The following is a 24,992-nucleotide window of genomic DNA, read 5'->3' on the forward strand; positions in this document are numbered from 1 at the left end:
GCGATCAGGTTGCCGCCAGCCGCTCCAGCACGCGCTCGCGCCCCAATAAGGCCAGTACGGGGCCAAGCGATGGCGTCTGCTTCTGGCCTGTGACCACCAGGCGCAAGGGGATGCCCAGCTTGGGCATCTTGACGCCGTGATCGGCCAGCAGGCTTTTGATCTGGGCATCCAGGGCTTCGCTGGTCCAGTCCGGCAGGGCTTGTGCTTTCTGGGCGAAGTCGGCCAGCAGCGCGCGCGCTGCATCGTCAAGGTGCTCGGCCAGCAGTTCGGCGTCGGCCGGGGCATACACGCCGCAGAACAGCATGGCGCCATCCGCCAGCTGGTTCAGGGTGTCGGCGCGATCTTTCAGCAGACCCATCACGGCGGCCAGGTCGACCGCGTCGGGGTCGCCCTGCCGCTGGCGGATGCGCGGCGCCACGCGCGCGGCCAGGTCTTCGTTGCTGCTGTGCTTGATGTAGTGGGCGTTGACCCAGTTCAGCTTCTTGGGATCCCATTGGGCCGCCGATTTGGTCAGGTGGCGTGTGTCGAACCATTCCACCAGTTGCTCACGCGTGAACAGTTCGTCGTTGCCATGGCTCCAGCCCAGGCGGGCCAGGTAATTGATCATGGCCTCGGGCAGGTAGCCGTCGCTATCGTATTCCATGACGTTGACGGCGCCGTGGCGCTTGGACAGTTTTTCGCCGTCGGGCCCCAGTATCATGGGCACATGCCCATACTCCGGCAAGGCCGCCCCCAGGGCGCGTAGAATATTGATCTGCCGGGGGGTGTTGTTGACGTGGTCGTCGCCGCGCAGCACATGCGTGATCTGCATGTCCCAGTCATCGACCACCACACAGAAGTTATACGTGGGCGTGCCGTCGGGCCGGGCAATGATCAGGTCATCCAGCTCGCTGTTGTCAAAGCTGATGGGGCCTTTGATCAGGTCGTTCCAGCTGGTTGCGCCGTCGGCGGGGTTCTTGAAGCGCACCACGGGCTGGCGATCGGCGGGCACCGGAGGCAGGGTTTTTCCGGCTTCGGGCCGCCAAGTGCCGTCGTAGCGGGGCTTGAGCCCGGCGGCGCGGGCTTTTTCCCGCATGGCCTCGACTTCGGCGGGGCTGCTGTAGCAGTGATAGGCCGTGCCGTCCTTCAGCATCTGGGCGATGACTTCGCGATAGCGCTCCATGCGCTGCATCTGGTAGAACGGGCCTTCGTCGGGCTGCATCCCCAGCCATTCCATGCTGTCCAGAATGGCCTGGACCGCTTCGGGCGTCGAGCGCTCCAGGTCGGTGTCCTCGATGCGCAGGACGAAAACCCCCTGGTGGTGGCGCGCAAAAGCCCATGAAAACAGGGCCGTGCGGGCCCCGCCCAGATGCAGGTATCCGGTGGGGGAAGGGGCAAAACGTGTGCGGACGACAGAAGAAGTGGACGAGGTCATTGTTAATCGTTAGGCTTGAGCAAGTAATGTTCCTATTTTAGAGTACAGATCATCTTCCGTTGAAAACCGGACAAAACATGCCGCGACATCGCCTTGCCGCACTATTCGAACCCCGTACCGTCCTGGTGTTGGCCGACCGGTCTTTGCCGCTGGCGCAGGCAACGCCGCGCTGGCTGCAACATGTCGTGTCCTTCGTGGATATCGCCCCGGGCGCGCCCATTGCCCTGCCCGACGCGCTGCCGGGCGTGCCGGCGCCACAGCGGCTGGAACTGGCGGTGGTATGCATCGCGTCGGAGCGTCTGCCCGAAGCGCTGGAAGCGCTGCGGCCGCATCGCCCCCGAGGCCTGATCCTGCTGCAGCACGAGCATTCATCGGCGGATCCGGTCGAAGACATGGTGTATTGCCGTTCCTGGGGTACGTTGAACGACTGCGCCGTGCTCGGGCCGCGATCCTTCGGCGTGCAAAGGCCGCACCTGGGCCTGAACATCAGCCATCAGCCCAGGATTGCCCTGGGGGGCCGTGTCGCGCTGGTGGCGCAATCGCGCTCGATTACGGCGGCGGTGCTTGATTGGGCCGAAGACATCAGCCTGGGCTTTTCGGCCATTGTCTCTTTGGGCGACGAGTCGGTGGTTGATGTGGCCGATGTGCTCGACTACCTGGCCATGGATGCCCGCACCGACAGCATCGCGCTCTACCTGGAAGAAACCTCTTCCTCGCGCCGCTTCAGCAGCGCGTTGCGCGCGGCGGCCAGCGTCAAGCCGGTGGTCGTGCTCAAGGTGGGGCATGGCGCCGAGCCGGCCGCGGTGCAGGATGCCGTCTTCAATGCGCTTTTGCGCCGCGCGGGCGCGGTGCGCATACGTTATTTCGTCCAGTTGTTCTCGGCCCTGAAGGTGCTGGTGTATACACGGCGGCCGCGGGGGCGCAGGATTGCCCTGTTTTCCAACGGCCAGGGCGCGTCGCAGCTAGCGCTGGATGTCATGGGCGATACCGAGTCGGTGGTCGCCGCCGAACTTTCGCAAGCCAGCATCAAGGCGCTGCAGGGGCTTCTGGAGTCCGGCGCCGATATACGCAATCCGGTCGTGACCTATTCAAGCCTGACGCCTGGCGCCACGCAACGCGTGGTCGATACGCTGGTGGACGACCCCGGCGTGGATGGCGTCCTGGTGTTGCTATGCCCCGACCCGCTATCCGACCTGCAGGGTGTGGCCCGGCAACTGGCCGCCATTGCGCCGGATGCGCGCAAGCCCATCATCACCTGCTTTCTGGGCGACGCCAGCATGCGTTCCTTGCGCCATGTGCTCGACAGCGTGGGCACGCCCGCATTCCGCACGCCCGAGTCGGCCGCCAATGCCTTCGGCATACTGGGCGCCTATCATTACAACCAGACCTTGTCGCAGCAGACGCTGCCGCCTGAGCCCCTGGGCAAGCCGCCCAGGCTGGATGAGGCCCGCGCGCTGGTCAGGCGGGCGCAGAGCGAACGGCGCCGCAGCCTGAACGCCGGCGAGTGCCGGCAGTTGCTGGATTGCTTTCACGTGCCAGTGCAGTATGCGGACATGCCGGATGCGCAGGCCGGCCACCGGCACGACGCGCGCGATGAATCGCCCCCCATGGCCATACGGGTGCGGCGCGATGTCAAGTTCGGCCCCTACATCATGTTCGGGTCGGGCGGGCAGGACGCCCTGATCGCAGAGACCTACCGGGCGGTCGAGCTGCCGCCGCTCAACAGCTACCTGGCCCGCAAGCTGGTGCTGCGCAGCAGCTTGTGGCGCCGCGCGCTGTCGCGTCAGATGACCCCTGCCGCCTTCGAGACCCTGCTGGAAACGCTGGAGTGCATTTCCCAATTGATCAGTGAGCTGCCCGGGCTCGAGACCTTGACCATCGATCCCCTGTATGCCGACGACATGCGCCTGACGGCGCGGGGCGTCAGCATGGGCCTGAGCAGCGAATCCATGCTGGTGCTGCCTGAAACCACCGGGTATCGCCATATGGCCATACACCCTTATCCCTACCGCCTGGTGCAGCCCAACACCTTTGCCGACGGATCGCCCTGGCTGTTGCGCCCGATCCGGCCCGAGGATGCCGAGCCATTGCAGGAATTCGTGCGCGGCCTGTCCGACGAGTCGCGGTATATGCGCTTCGTGTCCATGCTGCGGGAACTCACGCCCCGCATGCTGGCGCGCTACACGCGCATCGACTACGACAGGGAACTGGCTTTGGTGGCGACGGTGCAGGTGCCCAATCCGGAGCATCGCGGCTACCCGCGCGAGCAGATCATCGGCTTTGCCCATTATTTGCGCAATGCCGACGGGCGGGGCGCCGAGTATGCCCTGGTGATCGGCGATGCCTGGCAGCGCCGGGGCCTGGGTGCGCAACTGATGGGAGGGCTGATCAATGCCGCGCAGGAACAGGGCTTGACCTATATCGACGGCATTGTGCTGGCCACCAACCGCCCCATGCTAAGCCTGATGACCCACCTGGGTTTCCAGAACGACTACGATAGCGAAGATCCCACCATGCGGCGCGTCTGGCTCGATCTGGGCGAAACCCGCAGCCATGCCTAGCTAGCTTAGAACCCGGCGCAGGAATGCCGCGATATCCTCGATTTCTTCCAGGCACACCGAATGCGGCATGTGGTAGGTTTTCCAGGTCAGCGGGTAGCCCATGTCAAGCAGTGCCTGGCGCGTCGCCTCGGCACGATCCAGGCTGACGACCGGGTCCATGACGCCGTGCGCCAGGAAGATGGGGGTGTCGTGGTTGGCGGCGTGCCGTTCCGCGGCGGCCAGGGCGGCCAGCGGCAGATAGCCCGACAAGCCCACCAGCCCGGCCAGTTTCTCGTCCATGCGCAGTCCGGTCTGCAAGGTCATGGCGCAGCCTTGCGAAAACCCCGCCAGCACGATCTTGTCGGTGGGGATGCCGCGCTCGTTCTCGCGCGCGATCAGCGCCTGCACCGCCTGTTGCGACAGGCGCAGGCCCGGCTCGTCTTCACGGCGCACGAGGTCGGGTGCGAAGATGTCGTACCAGGCGCGCATCGACATGCCGTTGTTGATGGTCACCGGCCGCACCGGCGCATGCGGAAAGACAAAGCGAATCGCGGGCATGCCGTCCAGTTTCAGCTCGGGCACCAGCGGGGCGAAGTCGTTGCCGTCGGCGCCCAGTCCATGCAGCCAGATCACGGCGCGGCCGGGATGGGGGCCCGTTTCAATTTCAATGCATTCCAGTAACGCTGTGCTGCTCATTCCTGCTCCGTCGGGTCATTAAGCGATTTAAGCGCCTGGAAAAGGGCGCGATAGTGTTTGCGCTGGGGGTCTTGCCCCGCCTGCAGTCTGGTATTGGCCAGGGCTTCCTTGCGGCCTTCCCTTATCAGGGTGCGCAGACGCTGGGCATCGGCGTCCGGGTATTCGTTCAGCAAGCCGGTCAGCGCGTCGTCGTCGCGCAACAGCAGGTCGCGCAGAGTTTCCAGGCGATGCATGGCGCGGGTCTGCTCGCGCGATCCGTTTTCCCAGACATCGAGTTGCGTGCGGATGGCGTCGGCATCCGCATCGCGCATCAGCTTGCCCACATAATGGATCTGCCGCCGCCGGCCTTCGCGGCTGGTGGTGCGTTGCGCCAGGCGTATGGCGTCAAACAGTTTTTCCGCCAGCGGCAGTTGTTTGAGCTGATCGGGCGACAGGTCGACCAGTTGCTTGCCCAGGTCTTGCAGCGCAAGCATGTCGCGCTTGACCTGGGACTTGCTGGGACGGTCATAGCCGTGATCGGCGGAATCGTCGGAGTCGATGGGAGTATTTTGCATGAAATCGGAAAGAGACGGCTGTAGCGGGAAAAACAAGCCCCTATGTTAAACCGGTCTGGGTTTGCCTGCGTCCGGCGGATGCCGCGCAGGCAAACCCCGTTTACGGCGTGGCGGGCGCCTGCGCCAGCGCATCCAGCGCCTTGGCGGCGGCCGGGTGCATGGGAATGGGCAATCCATGGCGGCTGTTCCGGACCGAAATGTGCGCCCCCTGGGCGCTGCCCAAGGCGGAATAGTCGCGGCCTGTGGCGAAAACACGGTTCACCAGGCTGGTGATTTCCGCATCTGAAAAAGCCGTGTCGGTCAGCAGCAGGGCGGCGGTGGCAATCGTGGCAACGTCTTCCTCCTGGCCAGGATAAGTGCCGCGCGAAATGGCATAGGGAAAGTAGCCCGCCCCGGTCTGCGCGAGCTTGTCGATAGCCGCCTGCGAAAGCGGCAGCATGCGCACCGGCATGGCGGTGACCAGCTCGCGTATGCTGTCGGCCGGGGTCCCGATGACCTGCAGCACGGCGTCGGCTTTGCCTTCTTCCAGGGCCAGCAGTTCTTCGTGAATGCCCAGCGCCAAGGGGGTAATGTCTTCAAGGCCTATCCCGTGGGCCTGCAACACACGTATCGCCGTCATGCGCGACGCGGAGCCCGGCACGCCGATGGCTACGCGCTTGCCCTTCAGGTCGGCCATGGACTGCAGTGCGCTGTCGCCGCGGACCAATACATGCATGGGCTCGGGATACAGGGCGGCAATGCTGCGCAGCGCCGCGTAGGGGCCTTGCGCCTGGAAATCCCCCGTGCCTGCATAGGCGTCGAATGCGGCGTCGCCCTGGGCAATCGCCAAGGGGGCTTTCCCGGAGCGGAGCAGGCGCAGGTTCTCGTCGCCGCCTCGGGTAATCAGGGGCACGGCGCGCGATCCGTCCTGGCCGAACAGTGCGCGCGCCACGCGCAGGTATTGGCCGTGCTCGGCGCCGGCCGCGATGGCAAAGCCATCCGACAGGCGTGCCAGGCGCGCGCGGATGTTGGTCTGGGCGGCGGATAGTTCCTGCTGGATGGCCGCGTGCTGTTCCGGGGACTGGTCGCGAGGGAATGCCTCGACGACGCGGCGTAGGGCGAGCAGGGTGGCGTTGGTGCCGTGGTTCTCGGTGGCGATGCCGGGGGCGACGGCCGGCAGATAGCCGGCGGGCACGATGGGTACCCATTGGCCGTTTTCCTGGCGATACAGCGCCGTGCCGTGGGCCTGGATGGTATCGCCCGCGGCATTCCCGCCCGATTTGATCCCTTCGATGCCGCGCGGCCCGGCGCCCAGCGCGGAAATTAAGCCCGCCACGCCTGGCGCATTCCAGGCGCCGAAATCCAGGTCGCGCGTCAGCTTCAGTTGCGCATCGAAATACACAATGCGCCGCTTCTCGCCTGCCGGCGCGCGCGTATCGGCCTGCGAGCCCATGCGGGTCAGGCCGGCCAGTTCGATCACATTGTCGGGCAAGGCTTGCTCAAGGCGCTCGCTGACATTGCTGCGCAGCGCCTCGGTGTCAGGGCCCTGGCTGCAGGCGGTCAGCAACGCCAGGAAAAAGCAGGAAATAAGCAGGCGCATGATCAGCCCCCCAGAAATGGCAGCGCAAGCATGCCCGTCAGGATGAATGCGTTCATGATGTCCACGAAGAATGCCCCGGCCAGGGGAGCGATCAGGTAGCTGGTGGGCGCGGGGCCATGCCTGGCGGTAATGGCCTGCATATTCGCCATGGCGGTGGCGGTGGAGCCCATGTTGAAGCCGATAAATGCGGCGGACGTCACGGCCGCTTCGTAATCCCGGCCCATGAAACGGAAGCAGACGAAAACAACGTACAGGAATATGACCACGACCTGGACGAGGATGATCAGCAGGAATGGCCCCGCCGACAGCGCGACGTCGATCAGGTTCAGCGTCATCATCGTCATGACCAGGAACAGTGAAAGGCATACGTTCGCGATCAGCTCAGAGGCCCGGTCGTCCACCTTGACGCCGGTGAAGGGCAACAGATTGCGGATGGCGATGCCAATCAGCATGCACCACAGGAAACCCGGAATGGTGATGCTGCTGCCTGAAAAATGGTCGGCCAGCCACTGCCCGGCGATCACTGCCGTGAACACACCGGCCAGCGCGCCCAGCGCAGTCGTCGTGCTGATGGGGGGCGGCGCTTCCTGGAATTCGTGCGTTTCCGATGACTCTTCGGCTGATGAGCGCAGCTTGTGGCGGTTGATCAGGAACTGGGCAATCGGCCCGCCGATGATGCCGCCGATGATCAGGCCCACTGTGGCGATGGTCATGCTCAGGTCCATGACCATCTGCAGGTTGTTGATTTCGGCGAAGCGGTCGGCATAGGCGGCGCCTGTGCCGTGCCCGCCGACCAGCGTGATGGACCCCGCGACCAGCCCGAAAATGGGGTGCAGGTCCAGCAGCCTGGCCATGCCCACGCCCACCACGTTCTGCACGACGATGAAGGGCAGCAGGACAAGCAGAAAGATCACCAACGCCTTGCCGCCGTGCTTGAGCAGGCGCAGGTCGGCGCACAGGCCCACCCCGCTGAAGAACATCAGCAGGAAGACAGGTTTGATCGAATGGTCGAAACTGATGGTGAAGTCGGCCGTCCACAGCATCAAGGCCGCTGCGATCGAAAATATCAGCCCGCCTGTGATCGGGTCGGGAATGTTGTAGCGCGACAGGAAGGCAATCTTCCGGTTGACCACGGTGCCAATCAGCAGCATGCCAATGGCCGCAAGAAGTGAACTGAGTAGATTGAAGCTCATACGGCGCCTTGTCTGTGAATATGTGCCCGGACCAGTCAACGCAGGCCAGCATACTGCGAAAGCGCCGGTAGCCCGTCCCTTATTTTATTCTGTTGCCGCCGCATTCCCGGCGTTACGGTTAGCGCGCCGGTCTGCAGGTACAATTTCAGGCCGAGTATTCCTGCCTGAGCCCTCATGAGCGACCACCCTACCTCTTTCCTTCCCATTTCCGAAAACCAGGCGCGTTTTCGCGAGTTGGTCGGCGACGCGCTGGCGCATGCCAAGTCTTTGGGCGCCTCTGACGCCGCGGCCGAGGTCTCGGAAAGCCGGGGCTTGTCGGTGTCGGTACGCAATCAAGACATTGAAACCGTCGAGCAGACGCGCGATCGCTCCCTGGATGTGACCGTTTTCGCCGGCCAGCGGCGCGGGTCGGCCTCCACGTCCGACTTTTCGCCCGAGGCGCTGCGGGAAACCGTCGAGGCCGCCTGGCATATTGCGCGTTATACCGCCGCCGATCCGGCTGCGGGACTGCCCGATGCCGGCCTGCTTGCCACCGACTTCCCCGATCTGGCGCTGCATCATCCCTGGGACATTTCGGCGGAAGCCGCCGCGCAACTGGCCATACAGGCCGAAAGCGCCGCCCACGATACGAGCGCGCTGATTACCAATACCGATGGCGCGTCAGTCGATACCTATGAAGGCCATTTCGTGCTGGGCAACAGCCGCGGATTCATGGGCGGCTATCCCTATTCGCGCCACAGCCTGTCGGTCGCCCCGATCGCCGGGCGCGGCGCCAATATGCAGCGCGACTACTGGTACTCCACCGCGCGCGCAGCCGCCAATCTGGCTGACCCCGGAGCCGTCGGGCGCTATGCGGCCGAGCGAACCCTGTCCCGGCTATCGGCGCGCCGCATCAAGACGGGTCGTTTCCCCGTGCTGTTCGAGGCGCCGCTGGCCATCGGCCTGCTGGGCGCCCTGGTGCAGGCCACCAGCGGCGGCGCCCTGTATCGCAAGGCCAGCTTCCTGCTTGATTCGCTGGGCAAGCCCGTGCTGGCCGATCACCTGGACGTATCTGAAAACCCGCTGTTGCGTGGCGCCATGGGCAGTTCCGCCTTCGACAGCGAAGGGGTGCGCACGTCGGCGCGCGACGTCGTCGTGGGCGGTATCTTGCAGGGGTATTTCCTGTCGACCTACACGGCGCGTAAACTGAACATGGAAACCACTGGCAATGCGGGCGGCTCGCACAATCTGCAATTGTCGTCGCGGCTGACGCGGCCGGACGACGATTTCCGGGCCATGCTCAAGAAAATGGGCACCGGCCTGCTGGTGACCGAACTGATCGGGCAGGGGGTCAACTACGTGACCGGCGATTATTCGCGCGGGGCGTTCGGCTACTGGGTCGAGGGCGGCGAAATCCGCCATGCGGTGCAGGAAGTCACCATTGCGGGCAACCTGGCCGACATGCTGCGCCAGATTGTTGCCGTGGGGGCCGACACCATCACCCGGGGTTCCAAGTCGACGGGCTCCATCCTGATCGAGCAGATGGCCATTGCGGGGCAGTAATTCGTTACAAGGCTTGCTACACGGTGTAATATCTTGGTTGGCAGTACTTCTGCAAAAATATTTGAATGCCGAAAGGAGAGCTTTACATGCAGCGTCGTTCATTTCTAAAAAAAGCGGGCCTGGGCGCCGTGGCAGGTTCTGCCGCCGTGGCCGCACCCGTATTTGCGCAAAGCAACCCCAAAATAAGCTGGAAAATGACTTCCACTTACGGGCCTTCGCTTCCCCCTCTCTATTCGACGGCGGAAACATTCTGCAAAATGGTCGAAGAGGCCTCCGACGGCAATTTTTCGATCCGCCTGTATCCGGCCGGTGAAATCGTCCCCGGCTTCGGCGTCATGGATGCGGTCGGCAACCGTACGGTCGAATGCGGCCAGACCGCTTCTTACTATTACTACGGCAAAGATCCTTCCTTCTGCTTCGATACCGCTGTTCCTTTCGGCCTGAACGCGCGCCAGATGTATTCGTGGATGTACGAAGGCGATGGCATGAAGCTCATGCGCGAACTGTTCGCGCCCCGCAATATCATCAACTTCCCCCTGGGCAACACCGGGACGCAGATGGGCGGCTGGTACCGCAAGGAAATCAAATCTGTCGCCGATCTTCAAGGCCTGAAGATGCGCACGGCCGGCTTTGCGGGCGAAGTGCTGTCCCGCATGGGTGTGGTGCCCCAGCAGATTCCCCCGGGCGACATCTACCCCTCGCTTGAAAAAGGCACGCTGGATGCGGTCGAGTTCGTGGGTCCGGTCGACGACGAAAAGCTCGGCTTCCAGAAAGTCGCCAAATATTATTACTATCCGGGTTGGTGGGAAGGTTCGGCTCAAGTGTCGCTGTACGTCAACGATACGGCCTACAACGAGCTGCCCAAACAATACCAGTCGCTGATCGACATCGCCTCGCGCGCTGCCGGCGGCCGGATGATCGGCAACTACGACGCCCACAACCCGGCAGCCCTGCGCCGCCTGATCGGCAGCGGCGCCGTCCTCAAGGCTTTCCCGCGCGACGTCATGGATGCTTCGTTCAAGGCTTCCAACGAAGTCTACAAAGAATTCTGCGATAAAAACGCCGGCTTCAAAAAAATCTACGACAACTACATGGCATTCCGCGACGGCATCGTGCCTTGGTTCCGTGTTGCCGAAGGTTCCTACGATAACTACCTGGGCCTGGCGCTGGCCAACCAGAAGAAGTAAATCAGGTCCGCCTGGCCGAAGGCCGGGCTTTACGGCCCCTGGTCTGGATCCATATCCAGACCAGGGGCCGTTTTTGTTGTTTGTTTGCCGCGCGCCGCGGCCGGCATCGTCAGGCTGGGCTTGGGCTGGCTGTCCAACGGATTTGTAATGTGTTAATATGATGGGCTTTTCTGGCTAATTGCACGGGCGAGATACAACGCTTAGGCAGGTTAGGGCACGCCCTGGCCGGGAAAACTCCCCTGTTTTTGCTGAAAACCCGGCAAAAAGGTGATGCGGCTGCGGTCTTGCCCGGCGCGCAAACCTGTTTTTTGATACTAGGAACCATCATGAAGACCTTTGTGGCCAAGCCGCATGAAGTCAAGCGTGACTGGTACGTGATTGACGCCAAGGGCAAAGTCCTCGGTCGTGTGGCCAGCGAAGTCGCACGCCGTTTGCGCGGCAAGCACAAGCCAGAATTCACGCCCCACGTTGACACCGGCGATTACATCGTCATCATCAATGCAGCCGATATCGTTGTAACCGGTAATAAGTCGCAAGACAAGAAATACTACCGTCACTCGACGTATCCGGGCGGTATTACCGAAACCAACTTCCAGAAAATGCAAGAGCGTTTTCCTGGCCGCGCCATCCAGAAAGCCGTCAAGGGCATGCTGCCCAAGGGTCCGCTGGGTTACGCCATGGCCAAGAAGCTCAAGGTTTATGCCGGCGCCGAGCACCCCCATTCTGCTCAGCAGCCCAAACCGCTGGAATTCTAAGGATAGGTCATGATCGGTAATTGGAACTATGGAACAGGCCGCCGCAAAACGTCGGTAGCCCGCGTGTTCTTGAAGAAAGGCTCGGGCAAAATCGTCATCAATGGCAAGCCTGTCGATGAATATTTCGCTCGCGAAACCGGCCGCATGGTCGTTCGTCAACCTCTCGAGCTCACCAACCACCTGGAATCGTTCGACTTTCATGTCAACGTTCACGGCGGCGGTGAAAGCGGCCAGGCCGGCGCAGTGCGTCACGGCATTACCCGCGCGCTCATCGACTACGACGAAACGCTCAAGTCGCCGCTGAAGCAAGCTGGCTTTGTCACGCGCGATGCCCGTGAAGTCGAACGCAAGAAAGTCGGTTTCCACAAAGCACGTCGCCGCAAACAGTTCAGCAAGCGTTAATCCGCTGCTGTACGGGCCCAGGGCCTTGCGACACAAAAGCCCCCAGCCCCGGCTGGGGGCTTTTGCTTTCTATCAGGCAAGTTTGTCATGGGTAATGTCCTGCGCAGGGCAGGCTTGTTGCATAATCTTATTGTTGATGATTGTTTTTTGGGATTTATTATGACTTCGGCAGCGCCATCTCGGATCAAAGTGGGTATTGTGGGCGGTACGGGCTACACGGGCGTAGAGCTTCTGCGCCTGCTGTCCCAGCATCCGCATGTCGACCTCACGGCCATTACCTCGCGCAAGGAAGACGGCATGCCGGTGTCAGACATGTTCCCGAATCTGCGCGGGCGCGTAGACATTTGTTTCCAGACGCCCGAAAAGGCGGCGCTCGAGCAATGCGATGTCGTCTTTTTCGCCACGCCCCATGGCGTGGCCATGAGCCAGGCCGAAAACCTGCTCAAGCACAAGGTCCGGCTTATTGACCTGGCTGCCGATTTCCGCCTGCAAGACACCCAGGTGTTCGAGCGGTGGTACAAAATGCCGCATGCCTGCCCGTCGGTTCTGGCTGAATCGGTCTACGGACTGGTCGAGCTCAATCGCAAGCAAATTGCCAATGCCCAGGTTATTGGCAATCCCGGCTGTTACCCGACCACCGTGCTGCTGGGGCTGGCGCCCTTGCTCGAAGGCGGACGCAAGCTGGTCGATACCACGCACATCATTGCGGATTGCAAATCGGGCGTGTCGGGCGCGGGGCGCAAGGCCGAAGTCAGTACGCTGTTTTCCGAGGCCAGCGATAATTTCAAGGCTTATGGCGTGGCGGGCCACCGCCACCATCCCGAAGTGTCCGAGCAGTTGCAGCGCATCGCAGGCAAGCCGGTCGGGCTGACTTTCGTGCCGCACCTGGTGCCCATGATCCGCGGCATGTTCTCGACCCTTTACGTTCGCATTTTGCCCGAAGCGCTCGATACCGATTTTCAGGCGCTGTTCGAACAGCGCTACGCCGGCGAAGCGTTCGTTGACGTCATGCCGGCCGGCAGCCTGCCCGAAACCCGGTCGGTACGCGCCTCGAATCATCTGCGCATTGCCGTCCATCGTCCAGATGGCGGCGATCAGTTGGTCATCCTGGTCACCCAAGACAATCTGGTCAAAGGGGCATCGGGGCAGGCGGTGCAGAACATGAATCTGATGTTCGGCTTCCCCGAGTCGGCGGGCCTGACCCACGTGGCGGTGCTTCCGTAACACCTGTTTCGCGGCCTGCCGGGAACTCATGTTCCCCTGACCGGTCTGTTCTCCATGAGCAATAAAGATTCGGTAGCAAGCGTTCCGCCCCGCAAGAAGGGCAAAGCAGGCCTGCTTGTGCTGGGCCTGCTGGCGGGGCTGGTTCTGGGCGCGGCAGGCGCCCGATATGGGTTTCAAAGCGAGGCCAGCCGGCAGTATGGCGCCATGAAGCAGCATATGCAGCGCGAGCTGGACAGCAGCCAGGACCAACTGGCGGGCGCGCGGGCCCAGGTCGATGCCCTGCTGGGCCAGCTCGTCGTTGAAGAAAGCACGCGCAAAGGGCTGGAAGCAAGCTTGCAGGCCACCCAGGCCGAACTGGGGCGCGCACGCGACCAGTTGGCTTTCTTCGATCAGTTGCTGCCGCCCGGCCCCAAAGGGGCGATCAGCATACGGGCTCTTGAAGTCGAACGGATCGGCCCCACCTTGCAATACAGGGTGCTGCTGATGCGCAACGCGCAAGATGGCGCGCCGTTCAGGGGCCATATGCAGTTCGTCGCCAAGGGTAAGCAGCAGGACGGCGCCCAGGCCGAGGTCACCCTGAAACCTGTGCTGGCGCCAGGCGCGGCCGAAACAGTTGCGGACGCCGGCGGCCAGGCCGCTGTCGATACCGGCGAGTTTGCCCTGAGCTTCGACGAATTCCAGCGGGGCGGCGGCTTGCTCAGCATCCCCGACGGGTTTACGCCGCAAGCCGTCACCTTGAACGTGCTCGAAGGAAACAAGCTGCGCGTCTCGCGCACTGTCGACCTGTCGGGCGGCGACGCGCAGTGACCCCGCCCGATAGGCAGGCCCCTTGCGCGAGTGTTATAGTAGTTTTCATATTACGCAACCCCTGATGGTTGCCTTGGAGTGCCCACATGATTGCCCAAACCGAATCCATTGATCTGCAAGCGCCGCCGTCACCGCTGATTTTTACCGATGCCGCGGCAAACAAGGTTAAAGAGCTGCTGGCCGACGAAGACAACCCCGAACTCAAGTTGCGCGTGTTTGTGCAAGGCGGCGGGTGCTCTGGTTTTCAATATGGCTTCACGTTCGACGAAACCATCAATGACGACGACACCACCATCGACAAGGAAGGGGTGCAGTTGCTGGTCGACCCCATGAGCTTCCAGTATCTGGTCGGGGCTGAAATCGACTACAAAGATGACCTGGAAGGCGCTCAGTTCGTGATCCGCAACCCTAACGCCAACTCCACCTGCGGCTGCGGCTCGTCCTTCTCGCCCTGAGCTCAGGCGGGATATTTGCACCCCAGCACAGTAGGCTGGCGTGCGCCGGTTACAGCGGGCAGCCCGGCGGGCTGCCCGTTTTCATGGGCCCAGGCCAGCCAGGCAAAGGCCAGCGCTTCCACCAATTGCACCGGTACATCCAGCGCCGAGCTGGGGTAGACCGGCGCGGGGATCAGGTGCTGCAGATCACGCATCAAGCCCTGGTTCAGGGCGCCGCCGCCGCACACAATGACCTCCGCGGTATCGGGGGCATGCTCGGCAAGGGCCTGGGCCACGGTGCGCGCCGTGAGCATCTGCAGCGTGGCCTGGATGTCGTGATCCGCCGGGGTCGGCGCGCCAAACTGCTCAAGCCGCTGGGCCAGCCAGGTCCAGTTGAACAGATCCCGGCCGGTCGATTTGGGCGGCGCCCGGCGAAACCAGGGCTCGCTGTCCATCAGGTAGTTCAGCAGCGGGGCGTGGCATTGCCCCGTCCCGGCCCATTGTCCGTCCGCATCGTAAGCGCGTCCTGTCTTGGCGTGTACCCATAGATCCAGCAGTACGTTGGCCGGCCCGGTATCAAAGCCGCGTATGCCGCCCTTGGCATCCAGCAAGGTGACATTGGCAATACCGCCCAGGTTCAGAATGGCGCGGGTCCGGCCGCAAGCAAACAGGGCGTGGTGGAAGGCGGGAACCAGCGGGGCGCCCTGGCCGCCGGCAGTCACATCGCGGGAACGGAAATCGGCAATCACCGCGATGCCGGTGTGTTCGGCCAGCCGGGCGGGCGCGTTGACCTGAATGGTATAGCCGGCCGCCGGATCGTGCCTGACTGTCTGGCCATGCGCGCCGATGGCGGCGATCTGGTCCGGCCCCGCCTTTGCCTGTTCCAGTAATTCAAGACAGGCTCGGGCATACAGGTCGGCCAGGGCATTGCCCGCCAGGGCGGCCCGCCTTAATTCGTCCGGCCCGGCTATGTTAAGGGCCAGGAATTCGTTGCGCAGCGCTTGCGGCATCGGCAGCGACACGGACGCCAGCAGGCCCGGGCGGCTGGGTTCAGAGAAGTCGGCCAGCACGGCATCGACGCCATCCGTGCTGGTGCCCGACATCAGGCCTATGAAGAGTGTCTTGCTCATGCGGGCCATGCCGTGCGACGGGCCAGCGGCATGGTCAGCGGCTGGCGACCTGGGTGTCGTCGCTTTGCAGATCGGCTAAAAAGTGGATGTGTTCCCGGTACTGCGCCACCGTTTGCTCGAACGCCTTGCGGTGAGTTTTGTCCAGGGTGCGGGCAACCGGCAGATCGACCGACAAGGGGTCGACCGGCTTGTTGTTGACCCGGAACTCGTAATGCAGGTGGGGCCCGGTGGCCCAGCCGGTGGAGCCGACATAGCCGATCAATTGGCCCTGGCTGATCGTATCGCCTTTCTTCAGGCCCTTGGCAAAACGGCTTTGATGCGCATACAGGGTGCTGTAGCCATTGTGATGCTTCAGGATGACCGTATTGCCATAGCCCCTTTGCTGCCCCTTGAATTCCACGACGCCATCGGCGGTGGCATGAATGGGCGTGCCGGTCGGGGCGGCATAATCGACGCCATTGTGTCCGCGCCAGACGCCATGCACGGGATGGCGGCGCATGCCGAAGGTTGAGCTGATGCGGGTGAATTTCAGGGCGGTGCGCAGGAATGCGCCTTTCAGGCTGGCGCCGTTGAAGTCGTAATAGCTGCCCGACTTCTGGTCAGGCGCAAACCACACGGCTTCGTATGCCTTGTTCCGGTTGGTGAATTCAAGCGCCAGAATGCGGCCCGTGCCCACTTCGCGGCCTTCGTGCGCGTAGGTTTCGTAGACGATGCGAAACCGGTCGCCGGTGCGCAGGTCGCGGATGAAATCGATTTTGCTGCCCAGAATCTCGGTCATCTGCAAAGTGATGGCGTCGGGAATGCCGGCTTCGTCGGTGGCGCCGAACAAAGAGCTTTTGATCGACCCTTCGGCGATACGGATCTGGGCGCTGGCGATTTGGCTTTGCTCGGTGGCGGTAAACCCGCCTTTGCCGTCGGGGGCCACTTCAAGCCAGCGTGAAACAGGCTGGCCGTCTTCGGTGGCGCGCGGTGTATGGTTGTAGCGCAGCCAGACCAGGTTGCCGTCCTGATCGAGCGCCGCCTGCACGTTGCGTCCGGGGTAGAGCTTGTAAATAGAGCGGGCGTCCTTGTCCTGGACCAGGAAAGCCTGCAGGCCGGCCTCTTGTACGCGCAGGCGTTGAAGCAGCGCAGCCAGTGTGTCGCCGCGGCGAATCTGGGTTTCGCTGATGAAGGGGGCGGAAAAATCCCCCTGGACTTGGGGGAATGGGGCAGGCAGATCGAGGGTCTTTCGGGCCTCGTAGACGACCGGGGCTTCGGGCGGCTTGACCACCGCCAGCGCCGCGGCGCCGGCGAACAGGGCCAGCGCGACGAAAACCAGTCCGTTACGGAGGAAATGATGTGAGCGGTGCGCTCGAAGGGTGTCTCGGTAGGAGGGAGTGCCAGGGGTCCCTTTCTTGAACATAAAAACAAAAACCTAGAAATGCGCTGCTGAATTAGACGGATATTGCGCTCGCACGTTATGCTAGCGTATTAAGCTCGGTTTTTCGAGCGTTTTTTTGCATATTTCCCCTTTTATTACCTCTGAAGCCTTTTCATATGCCGTCAACCGAAGCGCCCGTCACCCCGGAAGTCGAAGAATACCTGCGTATCGCCAAGCGAGGCTGTGACGAACTATTGGTCGAGGCCGAGTTCGCCAGAAAGCTTGCCCGCAGCCATGCCAATGGGAAGCCGCTGCGCATCAAGCTGGGGCTGGACCCCACCGCGCCCGACATCCATCTGGGCCACACCGTCGTGCTGAACAAGATGCGCCAGCTGCAAGACCTGGGGCATACCGTCATATTCCTGATCGGCGATTTTACGTCCATGATCGGCGATCCCAGCGGGCGCAATGCCACGCGTCCGCCGCTGACGGCCGAACAGATCCACGAGAACGCCAAGACTTATTACGCGCAGGCCAGCCTGGTCCTGGACCCGGCCCGCACCGAAATCCGCTACAACTCCGAGTGGTGCGACGCGTTGGGCGCGCGGGGGCTGATCCAACTGGCGTCGCGCTACACCGTCGCCCGCATGATGGAGCGTGAAGACTTCACACGCCGCTTCAAGGGCGGCATACCCATTTCCGTGCACGAGTTTCTGTATCCGCTGATGCAGGGCTACGACTCCGTTGTCTTGAAATCCGATCTCGAACTGGGCGGAACCGACCAGAAGTTCAACCTGCTGGTGGGCCGCGAGCTGCAAAAAGAATATGGGCAAGAGCCGCAGTGCATCCTGACCATGCCCCTGCTGGAAGGCACCGACGGGGTCGACAAGATGTCCAAGTCCAAGGGCAATTACATAGGCATCACAGAATCGCCCGACTCTATGTTCGGCAAGCTCATGTCGATTTCCGACACCCTGATGTGGAAGTATTTCGAACTGCTGTCTTTCCGCTCAATGGATGATATTGCCCAGCTGCAAAATAAGGTAAAACAGGGCATGAATCCGCGCGATGCCAAAGTCGCCCTGGCGCAGGAAATCGTGGCCCGCTTCCATTCGCCGCAGGCCGCGCACGACGCGCTGGCCGCGTTCGAGGCCCGTTTCCGCGACGGCGCCATCCCGGACGAGATGCCCGAGCTTCAACTCGGCGCCGCGCCACTGGGGATTCTGAAGGTCTTGCGCGAAGCGGGCCTGGTGGCCTCGGGCGCCGAGGCCCAGCGCAACGTCGAGCAGGGGGGCGTACGGGTCGATGGCGATCGCATCGAAGACAAGGCGCTGCAGCTTCCTGCCGGCACCTATGTTGTTCAGGTGGGCAAACGCAAATTTGCCCGTGTCACGTTAACTGGCTAGCCGCCTTCCGGCCGCAGCCCTTCGTAACAGGAGTTCATGATGAAACTAATCAGTGAATCATTTTCAGACCAGGGGCATATGCCCGAGCGCAACGCCTTCGGCAAGATGGATGGGCAGAACCATGTGGCGCTTGCGGGCAACGCCAATCCGCATCTGGCCTGGTCTGACGCGCCTGCTGCGACCCAGTCGTTTGTGGTGATCTGCCATGATCCCGACGTGCCCAGCAAGCCCGACGACGTCAATCAGGAAGACCGCGAAATCCCCAGCACGCTGCCCCGGGTCGATTTCTATCACTGGACGCTGATCGACATTCCGGCAAGTGTCACGCAAATCGCCGAAGGCGCGTATTCCGATGGCATTACGCCGCGCGGCAAGGCAGGCCCGCTTGCGCTGGATGGCACCCGTCAGGGCGTCAACGATTTCACCACCTGGTTTGCCGCGGACCGCGACATGAACGGTGACTATTTCGGCTATGACGGCCCATGTCCGCCCTGGAACGACTCCATCGTGCATCGGTATGTTTTCACCGTCTATGCGCTTGATGTGCCCGAGCTTCCCTTCGAGGGCCGTTTTACCGGCGGGGACGTGATCAAGGCGATTCAAGGCCACGTGCTGGCACAGGCCTCTCTGACCGGCATCTATACCCTGAATCCGCGGCTTGCCTCCAAGGCTTAGCAACGCCACCGGCTTTGGCCAGGCCATGAGCGCGGCTCAACTCATCTTGAGCCGCGCTCATGCCGAATGGCCACGGTGGCTGAAAACCGCTGTCCAGGCAGTCTTTACCGCCTGAAGGCGTCGGAAAGACAGCTATTCGAGCTAGAATAAAGACCTTTATTTCTCGCCACCTGCGTAATTACCTTGGGATATCTCCATGTTTGACCGTTCTCGCACTCTTGATCTTGTCGATGCCGACGTCTGGGCCGCCATACAAAAAGAAAATGTTCGCCAGGAACAGCACATCGAACTGATCGCGTCTGAAAACTACACCAGCCCCGCCGTCATGCAGGCCCAGGGTACGCAACTGACGAACAAGTACGCAGAAGGTTATCCGGGCAAGCGCTATTACGGCGGCTGCGAGTACGTCGACGTCGTAGAGCAATTGGCCATCGACCGCCTGAAGGAAATCTTTGGGGCCGAAGCCGCCAACGTCCAGCCCAACTCGGGCTCGCAAGCCAATCAGGGCGTCTATATGGCGGTCCTGAAGCCGGGCGACACGGTGCTGGGCATGAGCCTGGCCGAAGGCGGCCACCTGACGCACGGTTCGCCCGTCAACGCCTCGGGCAAGCTGTACAACTTTTTGTCCTATGGCCTTGATGCCAACGAAGAGCTCGATTACGACCAGTTGGAAAAGCTCGCCAAAGAACACAAGCCCAAACTGATCGTGGGCGGCGCATCGGCCTATGCCTTGCGTATCGACTTCGAACGCATGGCGCGCATTGCGCACGACAACGGCGCCTTGTTCATGGTCGATATCGCACACTACGCCGGGCTGGTGGCGGGTGGCGCGTATCCCAACCCCGTGCCCCATGCCGACTTTGTCACGTCCACCACCCATAAATCCCTGCGCGGGCCGCGCGGCGGCGTCATCATGATGAAAGCCGAGCACGAAAAAATCATCAACTCGGCTATTTTCCCAGGTATACAGGGCGGCCCGCTGATGCACGTGATTGCCGCCAAGGCCGTCGCTTTCAAAGAAGCTCTGTCGCCCGAGTTCAAGGCGTATGCCGCCCAGGTCGTGAAAAACGCCGATGTGCTGGCGCGTACGCTGGTCGAGCGCGGCTTGCGCATCGTGTCTGGCCGCACCGAAAGCCATGTCATGCTGGTCGACCTGCGCGCCAAGGGCATTACCGGTAAAGAAGCTGAAGCCGTGCTTGGGCAGGCCCACATCACCGTCAATAAAAATGCCATCCCCAACGATCCCGAAAAGCCGTTTGTCACCAGCGGCGTGCGGCTGGGTACGCCGGCCATGACCACCCGCGGCTTCAAGGAAGCCGAGGCCGAGCTGACCGGGCACCTGATCGCCGATGTGCTCGACAATCCACGCGACGAGTCGGCCATCGCCGATGTCCGCAAGCGCGTGAACGAGCTGACCGCGCGTTTGCCGGTTTACCGTTAATACGGAACTGGCTCCAGGGGTGCCTGGGGCCCGCCAAACATGAAATGCCCATTTTGCAGCAGTTTCGATACGCAGGTGATCGACTCCCGGGTTTCGGAAGAGGGCGACACCATACGCCGCCGCCGGCGCTGCACGGCGTGCGATCGCCGCTTCACCACCTACGAGCGCGTTGAACTGGTGATGCCGGCGCTGGTCAAGCGCAATGGCACGCGCGTCGAGTTCGACGTGAACAAGCTGCGGGGCAGCCTGAACCTGGCATTGCGCAAGCGGCCCGTCAGCACTGAAGACGTCGATGCCGCGGTGGCGCGCATCGAGGAAAGCCTGCTGGTCAGCGGCCTGCGCGAGGTCGCTTCGGGCTATGTGGGCGAACTGGTCATGGGCGAGCTCAAGAAACTGGACCAGGTCGCTTATGTGCGTTTCGCATCGGTATACAAAAGCTTTGAGGACTTAGGCGAGTTCGTCAAAGCCATCGATGAAATTCAAGTTCCGTCCAAGTCGTGACCACAAATCAGCCTGTCTGTGACGAACGTTGGATGCGCCAGGCGCTGCAGCTGGCCGAAAGCGTCCTGTATGTGACTGCGCCCAACCCGCGCGTGGCCTGCCTGATTGTGCGCGGCGACCAATTGCTGGCGTCCGGGGCGACGCAACGGGCCGGAGGCCCCCATGCCGAGGTCATGGCTTTGCGCCAGGCCGCCGAACGCGGCATTGACGTGGCGGGCGCCACCGTCTACGTCACCCTGGAGCCTTGCAGCCATTATGGCCGTACGCCGCCCTGTGTCGACGCCCTGATTGCCGCCAGGCCCGCCCGTATCGTCATCGCCATGAGCGACCCCAACCCCTTGGTGGGCGGCCAGGGCATCGCCAAGCTTCAGGCGGCGGGCATTGCCGTTGCCACGGACGTCTGTACCGAAGAGGCCTTGGCGGTCAATCCGGGTTTTGTGGCCCGCATGACACGCAAGACGCCGTGGGCCTGGCTGAAGCTAGCCGCCTCGCTGGACGGCCGTATTGCGCTGGCCAACGGGCAGTCGCAGTGGATTACCGGCCCGGCCGCCCGTGCCGATGGCCATCATTGGCGCGCGCGCAGCTGTGTCGTGCTGACGGGCGTGGGCACGGTGCGGGCCGACGATCCGCAGATGAATGTGCGTCATGTGGAAACGGCCCGGCCCCCCATCAAGGCGATTGTCGATTCCCGGCTTCAGATCGATCCGCAGGCCCGGATTTTCGATGGCGCCCCGGCCTGGGTATTCACCTGCGCCGCCGATCCGGAAAAAGCCCAGCGGCTTGCCGACCGCAACGCGCAGGTCATCGAGTTGCCCGCCGCGAACGGCCGGGTCGACCTGAATGCCATGATGCGGTGGATGGGCGAGCAGGACATCAACGAGGTGCATGTCGAAGCCGGCGCCCGGCTCAGCGGCGCGCTGGTCCAGGCGCAATGCGCCGACGAATTGCTGGTCTATATGGCGCCGATGCTGCTGGGCGACGGCATAGGCATGGCGCATCTTGAGCCCCTGCAACGCTTGGCGGACGCGCAGCCGTTCGAGTTTATCGACACCGCCAGTGTGGCGCCGGACGTCAGGCTGCGTGCACGGCACATCGGCCACTGGAAGGCTTTGCTGCAGGGATTGCGGCACGGGAACTAGAGGGTAGAACATGTTCACAGGAATTGTTGCGGCAGTTGGCAGGATTATCGAGGTCTCGCCATTCAACGATTGCCAGAAAGACGCGGGCGTCCACCTGACGCTGCAGGTCCAGGATTTTTTACGCGACAGCACCAAGCTGGGTGATTCCATTGCCATACAAGGGGCTTGTATGACGGTGGTGGCGCTGGGGCCGGACACCTTCAGTGTCGATGTCTCGCGTGAGAGCCTGAACCGCACGGCGGGCCTGGACGCCGTGGGCGAAGTCAATCTGGAGCATGCCTTGCGCATGGGCGATTCGCTTGACGGCCATCTGGTGTCGGGTCACGTCGACGGCCTGGGCGAGGTCAGCCTCTTCGAGCCGGTGGGCGAGTCATGGGACTTGCGCATCAAAGTGCCGCACAGCCTGGCCAAATACATGGCTTATAAAGGGTCGGTCACCGTCAATGGCGTCAGCCTGACCGTCAATCATGTGGACGATGCGGTCAGTGGCTGCGAGATCCGCATCAACCTGATCCCCCACACCGTGCAGGTCACCACGCTCAAGCATCTGACCGAAGGCGCGCTGGTCAATCTGGAAATCGATACCATTGCGCGTTATGTGGAACGCATGGTCAGCCTGCAGGCCAGGCCGGAGCAATAAGGTAGCAGGCCGCCAGGCTGAGCGCAGCATAGGGTAAAAGGACTTACAGACCGAACTCTGTAAGTCCTTTTTTGTTGCCCGCTCTTCGCGGGCTTCCATTTTTCTATTCCCTGGACTTGTCGTTCATCTATCTCTATAATTGGCACTACCAATTTGGTATTACCAAAAATATCCTTTTAAATTATTTGAGGAGATGGACAGAATGAGGCATTTTTTCAAGGCGCGCTTTCTGCGCTCGGTCGCGGCGATCGCTGCGCTCATATTCACCGCAGGCGCCGCCTCGGCCAATGCGGATTCCTATCCCGCCAAGGCTATTACGCTCGTAGTGCCTTTCGGCGCCGGGGGCACGACGACGACGTTGGCGCGTTTGATGGCTGACCAATTGTCGCAAGCGATGGGACAACCCTTTGTCGTGGAAAATCGTCCCGGAGCCGGAGGCAACATCGCGTTCGACCATGTCGCCCGTGCGCGGCCCGATGGCTATACCCTGCTCATGGGGCCGATCGGCCTGGCCATCAACCCGGCGATCTATGCCTCGCTCAATTTTGATCCTCTGAAAGATTTTGAACCCATCAGCCTGTATGGCGGTGTGGCCAACATCCTGGCCGTCAGCCCTTCGCTGCCGGTTAAAACGCTGGATGAGTTGATTGCTTATGCAAAACAGAACCCCGGAAAGCTGACCCAAGGCTCCAGCGGCAATGGCAGTTCCAGTCACCTGGCGGGAGAAATGTTGCGTTCCCAGACGGGTATAGATTTCGTGCACGTTCCTTATAAAGGCGGCGCCCAGGCGATGCAGGATTTATTGGCGGGCCAGATATCCATGCTGTTTGACCAGGTGCCGGCCGTACTTCCCCACGTGCAGGCCGGAAAAGTCCGTGCGCTCGGCGTCACGACCAAGGAGCGTTCATCAGGCGCGCCCGACATCCCGACCATCGCCGAACAGGGCTTGTCCGATTACGAGGTGAATGTCTGGTTCGGTTTCCTGGCGCCCAAGGGCACGCCCAAGCCCATTATCGACAAGATCAATGGCCACATGGTCAAGGTGCTTAATAATCCAGAATTCGTTGCGCGAATGACCAGCATGGGCGTGGACACGATGCCCAGCACGCCCGAGGAGTTCCAGCAATACCTGGAAGCGGAGACGGCGCGGTGGGGCAAAGTAGCGAAAGAATCCGGCGCAACGCTTCAATAAACATCAGACTGACAGGATAAGCAGCATGAAAATCGACAGCATCCTTGCGACGCCTCTTTCCTTTCGCTTTCCCGAGGGCAAAGCGGTGGCGATGGGCATCGGCACGGCTCGAAAACGTGACGTCATTATCGTCAAGATCCAGACTTCCGACGGCCTGGTAGGCTACGGCGAGGCGCACCCAGGGCGTAGTCCAGGCGCCGTGGCAAGCGTTATCAACCATACGCTGGGACCGCTTTTGCAGGGCATGGATGCATGCGATGTCGCCGGCGTATGGGAGCTTGCGCACCGGATGCAGCTCGCAAGCCATGGCTTGGGCGCAGGCGCCGCGCTGGCGCTCAGCGGTATCGACATGGCGTTGTGGGACATCCGCGCCAAGGCCGCCAACATGCCGTTATATCGCATGCTGGGGGGAACGTCCAAACGCATTCCGGCCTATGCCGGCGGCGTCGCGTTGGGCTATCAGGCCCCTGACAGCCTGGCCGACGAGGCGCAAGGCTATGTGGAGCAGGGGTACCGGGCAGTCAAATTGCGCATCGGCGACACCACCGCCAACGACATTGCACGTATCGCGGCCGTGCGCAAAGCACTTGGGAACGATATTGTTATCCTGGCTGATGCAAACACGGCATACACGCTGGCCGATGTGCGCCGAATCATGCCGGCGCTGGCCGAACTAAATGTGGATTGGCTCGAAGAGCCATTTCCCTGCAATGATTTTGCGTCCTACAGGCTCGCGGCGCAGATCAATCCATGGGTGCCGATTGCAGCGGGCGAGAACCATTACACCCGCTACGAATTCGCACGGCTTATCGAAGATAGGGCCGTCACGATCTTCCAGCCGGACCTCTCCAAGACGGGCGGTGTGAGCGAGGCCATGCGCATCGCAGCGCTGGCGTCCGCCTGGCGCATCCCGGTCAATCCTCATAGTTCGGCGGGCGGGCTGAATCTGGCGGCCACGATCCATTTTCTGGCTTCCATCGATAATGGCGGATACTTCGAAGCGTGTGTTTCCCAGGTCAATCCGCTGCGGGACATGTTCGGGCCGGCATTCGATATCGGCCAGGATGGCTGTGTCGCCCCGATCGATAAGCCGGGGATAGGCCTGGATGTGGACGAATCTGTCTTTTCTTCTTTCCCCTTGCTGGACGGGCTGGGGTTTGACAAGAAGGCTTGATGCCCCG

General features: G+C 62.1%; 23 protein-coding genes. 16 read left to right on the forward strand and 7 right to left on the reverse strand.

Annotated elements, in window-relative coordinates; translation table 11 throughout:
* Window positions 1-4: 4 nt before the first annotated feature.
* Window positions 5-1,414, reverse strand: coding sequence for a glutamate--tRNA ligase (gene gltX, locus RE432_RS07995; RefSeq protein WP_310932776.1), 1,410 nt, complete (start codon window positions 1,412-1,414; stop codon window positions 5-7).
* Between the two features lie 77 nt (window positions 1,415-1,491).
* Between gltX and RE432_RS08000 the strand changes: the two genes are divergently transcribed.
* Entirely contained in the window at window positions 1,492-3,975 is a 2,484-nt protein-coding gene (locus tag RE432_RS08000; RefSeq protein ID WP_310932777.1) for a GNAT family N-acetyltransferase, read from the forward strand.
* On the opposite strand, the gene RE432_RS08005 is transcribed toward RE432_RS08000, so the two are convergent.
* The 4 genes from RE432_RS08005 to gltS all read right to left on the reverse strand — a co-directional run bounded on the left by RE432_RS08005 (window position 3,976) and on the right by gltS (window position 7,976).
* The gene (locus tag RE432_RS08005; RefSeq protein ID WP_310932778.1) at window positions 3,976-4,650 is read right to left on the reverse strand and encodes a dienelactone hydrolase family protein; all 675 of its coding nucleotides are present in this window, start codon (window positions 4,648-4,650) and stop codon (window positions 3,976-3,978) included.
* Entirely contained in the window at window positions 4,647-5,204 is a 558-nt protein-coding gene (yjgA, locus tag RE432_RS08010; protein ID WP_310932780.1) for a ribosome biogenesis factor YjgA, read from the reverse strand. The genes RE432_RS08005 and yjgA overlap by 4 nt, the downstream gene beginning before the upstream one ends.
* 100 nt (window positions 5,205-5,304) lie before the next feature.
* Window positions 5,305-6,783, reverse strand: a complete 1,479-nt coding sequence (locus RE432_RS08015; protein WP_310932781.1) for a TAXI family TRAP transporter solute-binding subunit — start codon at window positions 6,781-6,783, stop codon at window positions 5,305-5,307.
* A 2-nt stretch (window positions 6,784-6,785) separates the two neighbouring features.
* Entirely contained in the window at window positions 6,786-7,976 is a 1,191-nt protein-coding gene (gene gltS / locus RE432_RS08020; protein WP_310932782.1) for a sodium/glutamate symporter, read from the reverse strand.
* A gap of 174 nt (window positions 7,977-8,150) precedes the next feature.
* Here gltS and pmbA point away from each other — a divergent pair, with 174 nt between their 5' ends.
* The 7 genes from pmbA to erpA all read left to right on the forward strand — a co-directional run bounded on the left by pmbA (window position 8,151) and on the right by erpA (window position 14,348).
* Entirely contained in the window at window positions 8,151-9,518 is a 1,368-nt protein-coding gene (gene pmbA, locus RE432_RS08025; RefSeq protein WP_310932783.1) for a metalloprotease PmbA, read from the forward strand.
* Window positions 9,519-9,604: 86 nt separating this feature from the next.
* Window positions 9,605-10,705 carry a TRAP transporter substrate-binding protein gene (locus tag RE432_RS08030; RefSeq protein WP_310932784.1) on the forward strand — a complete coding sequence of 367 codons (1,101 nt, stop codon included), beginning with the start codon at window positions 9,605-9,607 and terminating at the stop codon, window positions 10,703-10,705.
* 326 nt (window positions 10,706-11,031) lie between these two features.
* Window positions 11,032-11,460 (forward strand): 50S ribosomal protein L13, encoded by a 429-nt coding sequence (gene rplM / locus RE432_RS08035; protein ID WP_310932785.1) that lies wholly within the window; start codon window positions 11,032-11,034, stop codon window positions 11,458-11,460.
* 9 nt (window positions 11,461-11,469) lie between these two features.
* A complete protein-coding gene (gene rpsI, locus RE432_RS08040) occupies window positions 11,470-11,862 on the forward strand; it encodes a 30S ribosomal protein S9 (RefSeq protein ID WP_310932786.1) in 393 nt (130 codons plus the stop codon).
* 159 nt (window positions 11,863-12,021) lie between these two features.
* Window positions 12,022-13,086, forward strand: coding sequence for an N-acetyl-gamma-glutamyl-phosphate reductase (argC, locus tag RE432_RS08045; protein ID WP_310932788.1), 1,065 nt, complete (start codon window positions 12,022-12,024; stop codon window positions 13,084-13,086).
* Window positions 13,087-13,140: 54 nt separating this feature from the next.
* Window positions 13,141-13,893 (forward strand): DUF6776 family protein, encoded by a 753-nt coding sequence (locus RE432_RS08050; RefSeq protein ID WP_310932789.1) that lies wholly within the window; start codon window positions 13,141-13,143, stop codon window positions 13,891-13,893.
* Between the two features lie 86 nt (window positions 13,894-13,979).
* Window positions 13,980-14,348 carry an iron-sulfur cluster insertion protein ErpA gene (gene erpA, locus RE432_RS08055; RefSeq protein ID WP_310932791.1) on the forward strand — a complete coding sequence of 123 codons (369 nt, stop codon included), beginning with the start codon at window positions 13,980-13,982 and terminating at the stop codon, window positions 14,346-14,348.
* Between the two features lie 2 nt (window positions 14,349-14,350).
* Here the strand turns inward: erpA and RE432_RS08060 are convergent, their stop codons facing one another.
* Entirely contained in the window at window positions 14,351-15,457 is a 1,107-nt protein-coding gene (locus RE432_RS08060) for an anhydro-N-acetylmuramic acid kinase (protein WP_310932792.1), read from the reverse strand.
* 34 nt (window positions 15,458-15,491) lie between these two features.
* Entirely contained in the window at window positions 15,492-16,859 is a 1,368-nt protein-coding gene (locus tag RE432_RS08065; protein ID WP_310932793.1) for a M23 family metallopeptidase, read from the reverse strand.
* A gap of 134 nt (window positions 16,860-16,993) precedes the next feature.
* Between RE432_RS08065 and tyrS the strand changes: the two genes are divergently transcribed.
* The 8 genes from tyrS (at window position 16,994) to RE432_RS08105 (ending at window position 24,985) form a co-directional block, all read left to right on the forward strand.
* Complete coding sequence (tyrS, locus tag RE432_RS08070) at window positions 16,994-18,223, forward strand: tyrosine--tRNA ligase (RefSeq protein WP_310932795.1); 1,230 nt, start codon at window positions 16,994-16,996, stop codon at window positions 18,221-18,223.
* Window positions 18,224-18,262: 39 nt separating this feature from the next.
* Complete coding sequence (locus RE432_RS08075; protein WP_310932796.1) at window positions 18,263-18,898, forward strand: YbhB/YbcL family Raf kinase inhibitor-like protein; 636 nt, start codon at window positions 18,263-18,265, stop codon at window positions 18,896-18,898.
* A gap of 196 nt (window positions 18,899-19,094) precedes the next feature.
* Window positions 19,095-20,339: a serine hydroxymethyltransferase gene (gene glyA, locus RE432_RS08080; RefSeq protein ID WP_310932798.1), complete on the forward strand. Its 1,245-nt coding sequence runs from the start codon at window positions 19,095-19,097 to the stop codon at window positions 20,337-20,339.
* A 39-nt stretch (window positions 20,340-20,378) separates the two neighbouring features.
* On the forward strand, window positions 20,379-20,840 hold the full coding sequence (nrdR, locus tag RE432_RS08085; protein WP_310932800.1) for a transcriptional regulator NrdR: 462 nt from the start codon (window positions 20,379-20,381) through the stop codon (window positions 20,838-20,840).
* Window positions 20,837-21,979 (forward strand): bifunctional diaminohydroxyphosphoribosylaminopyrimidine deaminase/5-amino-6-(5-phosphoribosylamino)uracil reductase RibD, encoded by a 1,143-nt coding sequence (ribD, locus tag RE432_RS08090; RefSeq protein WP_409079825.1) that lies wholly within the window; start codon window positions 20,837-20,839, stop codon window positions 21,977-21,979. Before nrdR ends, ribD begins: the two co-directional genes overlap by 4 nt.
* Window positions 21,980-21,989: 10 nt before the next feature.
* Window positions 21,990-22,619 carry a riboflavin synthase gene (locus RE432_RS08095; protein WP_310932802.1) on the forward strand — a complete coding sequence of 210 codons (630 nt, stop codon included), beginning with the start codon at window positions 21,990-21,992 and terminating at the stop codon, window positions 22,617-22,619.
* Between the two features lie 202 nt (window positions 22,620-22,821).
* Window positions 22,822-23,811, forward strand: coding sequence for a tripartite tricarboxylate transporter substrate binding protein (locus RE432_RS08100; protein WP_310932803.1), 990 nt, complete (start codon window positions 22,822-22,824; stop codon window positions 23,809-23,811).
* 25 nt (window positions 23,812-23,836) lie between these two features.
* A complete protein-coding gene (locus RE432_RS08105) occupies window positions 23,837-24,985 on the forward strand; it encodes a mandelate racemase/muconate lactonizing enzyme family protein (protein WP_310932804.1) in 1,149 nt (382 codons plus the stop codon).
* Window positions 24,986-24,992: the final 7 nt, after the last annotated feature.

Source organism: Pusillimonas sp. SM2304 (assembly GCF_031628915.1).
Taxonomy (GTDB): Bacteria; Pseudomonadota; Gammaproteobacteria; order Burkholderiales; family Burkholderiaceae_B; genus Pusillimonas_C.

Excerpts from the sequence above, each read along its gene's own strand:
- RE432_RS08005 (WP_310932778.1), bottom strand. The coding sequence starts at position 4,650 with ATGAGCAGCACAGCGTTACTGGAATGCATTGAAATTGAAACGGGCCCC.
- gltX (WP_310932776.1), bottom strand. The coding sequence starts at position 1,414 with ATGACCTCGTCCACTTCTTCTGTCGTCCGCACACGTTTTGCCCCTTCC.
- erpA (WP_310932791.1), top strand. The coding sequence starts at position 13,980 with ATGATTGCCCAAACCGAATCCATTGATCTGCAAGCGCCGCCGTCACCG.
- glyA (WP_310932798.1), top strand. The coding sequence starts at position 19,095 with ATGTTTGACCGTTCTCGCACTCTTGATCTTGTCGATGCCGACGTCTGG.
- RE432_RS08105 (WP_310932804.1), top strand. The coding sequence starts at position 23,837 with ATGAAAATCGACAGCATCCTTGCGACGCCTCTTTCCTTTCGCTTTCCC.
- RE432_RS08075 (WP_310932796.1), top strand. The coding sequence starts at position 18,263 with ATGAAACTAATCAGTGAATCATTTTCAGACCAGGGGCATATGCCCGAG.
- RE432_RS08100 (WP_310932803.1), top strand. The coding sequence starts at position 22,822 with ATGAGGCATTTTTTCAAGGCGCGCTTTCTGCGCTCGGTCGCGGCGATC.
- RE432_RS08030 (WP_310932784.1), top strand. The coding sequence starts at position 9,605 with ATGCAGCGTCGTTCATTTCTAAAAAAAGCGGGCCTGGGCGCCGTGGCA.
- RE432_RS08060 (WP_310932792.1), bottom strand. The coding sequence starts at position 15,457 with ATGAGCAAGACACTCTTCATAGGCCTGATGTCGGGCACCAGCACGGAT.
- RE432_RS08095 (WP_310932802.1), top strand. The coding sequence starts at position 21,990 with ATGTTCACAGGAATTGTTGCGGCAGTTGGCAGGATTATCGAGGTCTCG.
- RE432_RS08065 (WP_310932793.1), bottom strand. The coding sequence starts at position 16,859 with ATGTTCAAGAAAGGGACCCCTGGCACTCCCTCCTACCGAGACACCCTT.
- nrdR (WP_310932800.1), top strand. The coding sequence starts at position 20,379 with ATGAAATGCCCATTTTGCAGCAGTTTCGATACGCAGGTGATCGACTCC.
- gltS (WP_310932782.1), bottom strand. The coding sequence starts at position 7,976 with ATGAGCTTCAATCTACTCAGTTCACTTCTTGCGGCCATTGGCATGCTG.
- RE432_RS08050 (WP_310932789.1), top strand. The coding sequence starts at position 13,141 with ATGAGCAATAAAGATTCGGTAGCAAGCGTTCCGCCCCGCAAGAAGGGC.
- rplM (WP_310932785.1), top strand. The coding sequence starts at position 11,032 with ATGAAGACCTTTGTGGCCAAGCCGCATGAAGTCAAGCGTGACTGGTAC.
- RE432_RS08000 (WP_310932777.1), top strand. The coding sequence starts at position 1,492 with ATGCCGCGACATCGCCTTGCCGCACTATTCGAACCCCGTACCGTCCTG.
- RE432_RS08015 (WP_310932781.1), bottom strand. The coding sequence starts at position 6,783 with ATGCGCCTGCTTATTTCCTGCTTTTTCCTGGCGTTGCTGACCGCCTGC.
- argC (WP_310932788.1), top strand. The coding sequence starts at position 12,022 with ATGACTTCGGCAGCGCCATCTCGGATCAAAGTGGGTATTGTGGGCGGT.
- tyrS (WP_310932795.1), top strand. The coding sequence starts at position 16,994 with ATGCCGTCAACCGAAGCGCCCGTCACCCCGGAAGTCGAAGAATACCTG.
- yjgA (WP_310932780.1), bottom strand. The coding sequence starts at position 5,204 with ATGCAAAATACTCCCATCGACTCCGACGATTCCGCCGATCACGGCTAT.
- pmbA (WP_310932783.1), top strand. The coding sequence starts at position 8,151 with ATGAGCGACCACCCTACCTCTTTCCTTCCCATTTCCGAAAACCAGGCG.
- rpsI (WP_310932786.1), top strand. The coding sequence starts at position 11,470 with ATGATCGGTAATTGGAACTATGGAACAGGCCGCCGCAAAACGTCGGTA.